At 60.6% G+C, this 5169-nt stretch carries 3 protein-coding genes; all 3 read left to right on the forward strand.

What is annotated here, in order from left to right; genetic code table 11:
* Positions 1-370 precede the first annotated feature (370 nt).
* Entirely contained in the window at positions 371-2497 is a 2127-nt protein-coding gene (locus QOC89_RS28250; RefSeq protein WP_323048047.1) for a type I secretion system permease/ATPase, read from the forward strand.
* Positions 2497-3930 (forward strand): HlyD family type I secretion periplasmic adaptor subunit, encoded by a 1434-nt coding sequence (locus QOC89_RS28255; RefSeq protein ID WP_323048048.1) that lies wholly within the window; start codon positions 2497-2499, stop codon positions 3928-3930. The genes QOC89_RS28250 and QOC89_RS28255 overlap by 1 nt, the downstream gene beginning before the upstream one ends.
* A 142-nt stretch (positions 3931-4072) precedes the next feature.
* The coding region (locus QOC89_RS28260; protein ID WP_323048049.1) for a TolC family protein at positions 4073-5169 on the forward strand (1097 nt) is incomplete at its 3' end.

Genomic DNA, 5169 nt, shown 5'->3' on the forward strand with positions numbered 1-5169 from the left:
ATGACGCACCGTCGAATGGTGCCAGCAACGCCTATACCTCCGCCGACCGTCAGGCTGCCCAACTGATCGAGGCGATGGCCGCCTACGCCCCGGAGTCGTCGGCGTCGATGAGTCTTGCTGCTATCCCGCCTGAAAACACGCAGCTTTTGCTGGCCGCCTCCGCGCACTAGAACTACCTGACGTCTTGACTATGCGCCACCGCTTCTCGCAGCCACGAGGGAAGCGGCGCGTAGGCAGAACGTCAGTCGACGATTGTCCTGAGACGTTCAGAACATGACACAGGCTTCCTCGTCCCGCCACATTCATCCGCACGCTCAGGCATCCGCTGCCGTAGCCCGGCACACCAATCAGCACTCTCTCCAGTTAAACGATGGGATTTGAAGAACAACCGGCACAGCTGGAAGACGCCGGACTGGCCGCACTGGTCGTCATCGCGCGCTTTCACGGCATCGCCACCGATGCTGCGCAGCTAAGACATGCGGCGGCCCTCGAAGGATGCGCGTTCTCCGAAGCGCAACTCGTCCTTTCTGCGCGAGAGATTGGACTGAAGGCCAGCGCCGTGGCACTTGTGCCGGAACGACTGGGCAAAACACCCTTCCCCGCGCTCGCACTGGACCGGACGGGTCGGCATTTCATTCTTGCCGGTTCGGATGGAACGACCGCGCTCGTCCTGGAACCCGGCATGCATGCGCCGCGCGCAAAGCCGATCAGTGAGGTGATCGACCGCTGCACCGGTCGCATGCTGCTGTTCACCTCGCGTGCATCGCTCGCGAGCAACCTGGCCCGTTTCGACTTCTCGTGGTTTATTCCCGCCGTCGTCAAATATCGGCGACTTCTTCTCGAAGTGTTGCTCGTCTCGGTGGTCTTGCAGGTGTTCGGGCTAGTCTCACCGCTGATGTTCCAGGTGGTGATGGACAAAGTACTTGTCAACCGCGCCTACAGCACGCTGAACGTCGTGTGCGTTGCGCTACTGGTGAGCTCCGTGTTCGAAGTGCTGCTCACAGGCCTGCGAAACTACGTGTTCTCACACACGACCAACCGCATCGACGTCGAGCTCGGGGCGCGGCTATTTCGCCATCTACTGGCGTTGCCGCTCGCCTACTTCGAAGCGAGGCGAGTGGGTGACACCGTCGCACGCGTGCGCGAACTGGAAAGCATCCGCAGCTTTCTCACGGGCCAGGCGTTGACGGCATTCATCGACCTGATCTTCTCGGTGATCTTCCTCGGCGTGATGTGTATCTACAGCGTCTGGCTGACGCTGATTGTCGCGATCTCGCTCCCGCTCTATGCCGCTATTTCCATGACGTTGAATCCTCTTCTACGGGAGCGGCTTAATCACAAATTCGCGCGTGGAGCCGACAACCAGTCGTTTCTGGTCGAAGCCGTGTCCGGTGTGCAGACTGTCAAGGCAATGGCGATCGAGCCGCAGTTCACCCGCCGCTGGGACAATCAGCTCGCCGCCTATGTCACGGCGAGTTTCCGGGTCAACGCGTTAGGGAACGTCGGGCAACAGCTCATTCAACTGGTGGGCAAACTGGTCACGCTAGCGACACTGTTCTTCGGCGCGAAGCTCGTGATCGACGGCAAGCTGACCGTTGGTCAACTGATCGCGTTCAACATGATGTCGCAACGTGTGAGCGCCCCGGTGCTCAGGCTTGCCCAGCTCTGGCAGGATTTCCAGCAGGTCGGCATTTCGATGAGCCGGCTGGGCGACATCCTGAATACGCGTACTGAATTGCCACCAAGCCGGCAGGCACTGCCCGCGGTCAACGGCGAAATCAGTTTTGAGGACGTGCGCTTCCGCTATCGCCCGGACAGCCAACCGGTTCTCAACGGGATCGATCTGACGATTCCGGCTGGCCAGATCGTCGGCATCGTCGGCCGGTCGGGATCGGGGAAAAGTACGCTAACCAAGCTCATGCAGCGCCTCTACACGCCCGGGAGCGGACGCGTGCGCATCGACGGAATCGATCTCGCGCTGGCCGATCCGGCATGGTTACGGCGGCAGATTGGTGTGGTGCTGCAGGAGAACCTGCTTTTCAATCGCTCGATTCGCGAGAACATCGCTGTGACAGATCCGGGCGCGTCGCTCGACGTGGTGATCCACGCTGCAAAGCTCGCGGGCGCGCACGACTTCATCTCGGCGCTACCCGAGGGCTACGACACGGTGGTAGGAGAACACGGCTCCTCGCTGTCCGGCGGACAGCGTCAGCGCATCGCCATCGCGCGTGCACTCGTGACCAACCCGCGCATCCTCATTTTTGACGAAGCAACCAGCGCGCTCGACTTCGAGACCGAACGGGTGATCCAGAACAACATGCGTGCGATGTGCCACGGCCGCACGGTCATCATCATTGCGCACCGATTGAGCGCGGTGCGTCATGCCCACCAGATCATCGCGATGGACAAAGGTCAGATTGTCGAGCGCGGCGGCCACGACCAGTTGCTAGAGAAGAACGGCTATTACGCGCACCTCGTCTCTTTGCAAAACACCTGATGACCACGCACTTCTTGAAGTTGCGCGCCATGGCTGATCTATGCAGACGCTACGGCGCGACTTTCCGCTCGGCGTGGACGATTCGCGATCAACTCGACACGCCGGAACGTACGGCACAGGAACTGCAATTCCTGCCCGCGAATCTTGAACTGATCGAAACGCCTTCGCACCCCGCGCCGCGGTGGACGATGCGTGTCATCGTCGCGCTCGGTTTCGTGATTCTGCTGATTGCCGTATTCGGCAGGCTGGATATTGTCGCGACCGCCAAAGGCAAGCTGATTCCGGGCGCGCGTGTGAAAACCGTTCAGCCGGCGATCACCGGCGTCGTGCGGGAGATTTTGATCCGTGACGGTCAGCGTGTGAAAGAGGGGCAGGCGCTGCTGGTTCTCGATGCGACCCAAGCCGCTGCCGATACGCACAAGGCGCGCTCCGCGCGGATCGATGCCGCATTGTCGTCAGCGCGTGCGCGGGCGCTGCTGGACGCGCTCAAAACCGCTCGTGCGCCGACTCTTGCCGTGGTGGATGGCGCTGCGCAAACACAGCAGGAAGAAGCCCAACGCTTCGCCGAAGGACTGTATCAAGAATATGCCGATAAACTCACTGCATCCCGCGCCGAACTTTTGAAACGGGAAGCCGAACTGGCAACTACCCAGCAGCAGGTGGCAAAGCTGCGTGCAACCGCGCCGCTTGCGCGTAGCGAAGCCAACGACTACAAGATCCTCGCGCGTGATAAGTACGTGGCCCAGCACGACTATCTCGGCAAGGAACAGACCGCGCTCGAGCAGGAGCATGAACTCGCCGCCCAGCAAAGCCACGCACGTGAACTTAGCGCAGGCATCGCGGTGCAGCGGGCGACGATCGAACAGACGACTTCGCAATTTTCGCGGGAGCAACTTGACACGCTGAACAGGGCAACCCAGCAATTCGCCCAGAACAGCGACGACGAATCCAAGGCGACGACTCGTGAGCGTTTGCTAACGCTCTATGCGCCGGTCACCGGCACAGTGCAGCAGTTGTCCGTGCACACGCTTGGCGGCGTGGTCACCACGGCGCAGGCACTGATGGAAGTGGTACCGGACGATGCAGTCGAGGTCGAAGCCAGCGTCGAAAACAAGGACGTGGGGTTCGTCAACGTGGGGCAGGACGCCATCGTCAAGATCGAGGCGTTCCCGTACACGCGTTATGGCTACCTGACGGGCAAGGTGATTGCCGTTTCGAACAATGCCGTGCAGGCGAGAGACAGAACGCAGGGGCTGACCTTTACAACGAGAATCCGCCTGCCGACTAACCAGATGCGGGTCAACAACAAATCGATCAATCTGACGCCCGGTATGGAAGTGACAGCAGAGATCAGAACCGGTCGACGCAGCGTCGCGGGTTTTTTTCTGGATCCGCTAGTGCAGACTGTCGGGGAGAGTCTGCGTGAGCGTTAATCGTGTGATGTGCAGGCCTTCTCAAAGGCAGCTATGGGTACGCCGCAGCCAGGGTTCTGGCGCCGCTGCGGCACGACGACGCTTTCGCATGAGAGGGCGGTTGTTATGCCTGCCGTTGTTGGCGGCGGTGCCGCAGATAGCGATGGCTCTCGATATGTTCAGAACCAGCACGGATGTTTCCGATACGCCAGCAGCGGCGCTTGTTGTCGCCAATGCAGGTTCTCCCTGCGAGTTCGGCCTGGTGGGTGCGCCGCTGCGCCTCGACGAGGCGGTGAATCGTGCTTTGTGCAATAACCCCAGGACGCGCGAAGCATGGGCAAATGTCAAGATCCAAGCTGCTGGTGTCGGCGTGGCAAAGGCGGCGTATTTGCCAAACGTTTCTGCCACGTGGCAGGCAGTGCGCGACGATTCGGTCACCGATGTGAGCGGCTATCCTCGTCTCAGTTCAGCGAACCGCTCGACGGTTCACTCAGGGTCGGTTTCGCTGAACTGGGTGTTATACGATTTTGGAGGCAGACGGGCCGCGTTGCGTAATGCGCAGGAACTGCTGGCCGCGGCTCGCGCAAACCAGGACGCCACGCTGCAAGCCACATTCTCCACTGTAGCGACAGACTACTATTCGGCGCAGGCCGCGGCCGGCAAGTTGGCGGCCGCACAGGAAACGGAACGCATTGCGCACGACAGTTATGTGGCGGCATCCGCGCGAGTCAGTCATGGTGTCGCGGCAATTACCGACGAGTTACAGGCGCAGACTTCGTACGCTCAGGCGACGTTTAACAGAGCAAAGGCAGCCGGGGACCTACAGACCGCCTTCGGCACGCTTGCCTCCGATATGAGCCTCAGCCCGGCTCAATCCATCATAGTGCCCGCCGTCGAAGATGGCGTCGCACCTGATAGGGACTTCACCGAAGCGATCGCTGAGATGATCGCTGACGCGCAACGCTCGCATCCAGGCGTCGCGTCTGCAAAGGCAAAGCTCGAAGCGGCAGTCGCAAAGGAACAGCAGACTCGGTCCCAGGGTTTGCCAAACTTCAGCTTCGTTGCGAAGTTCAGCCAGAACAACCAACCCGCCAGTCTGGGCCTCGGCGAGCCGCAATTTCCTGCGACAGGACATGACTGGTACTTTGGCGTCCAATTGCAGATTCCGTTGTTCGAAGGTTTTGGCAGAACGTATCAGGTCCGACAGGCGCACGCCCAGGTCGAAATGCAGCAGTACACGCTCGACGAGACTCGGCAGCA

This window comes from Paraburkholderia sp. (assembly GCF_034668105.1).
Taxonomy (GTDB): Bacteria; Pseudomonadota; Gammaproteobacteria; order Burkholderiales; family Burkholderiaceae; genus Paraburkholderia.

Coding starts and splice junctions, on each gene's coding strand:
- QOC89_RS28255 (WP_323048048.1), top strand. CDS start 2,497: ATGACCACGCACTTCTTGAAGTTGCGCGCCATGGCTGATCTATGCAGA.
- QOC89_RS28250 (WP_323048047.1), top strand. CDS start 371: ATGGGATTTGAAGAACAACCGGCACAGCTGGAAGACGCCGGACTGGCC.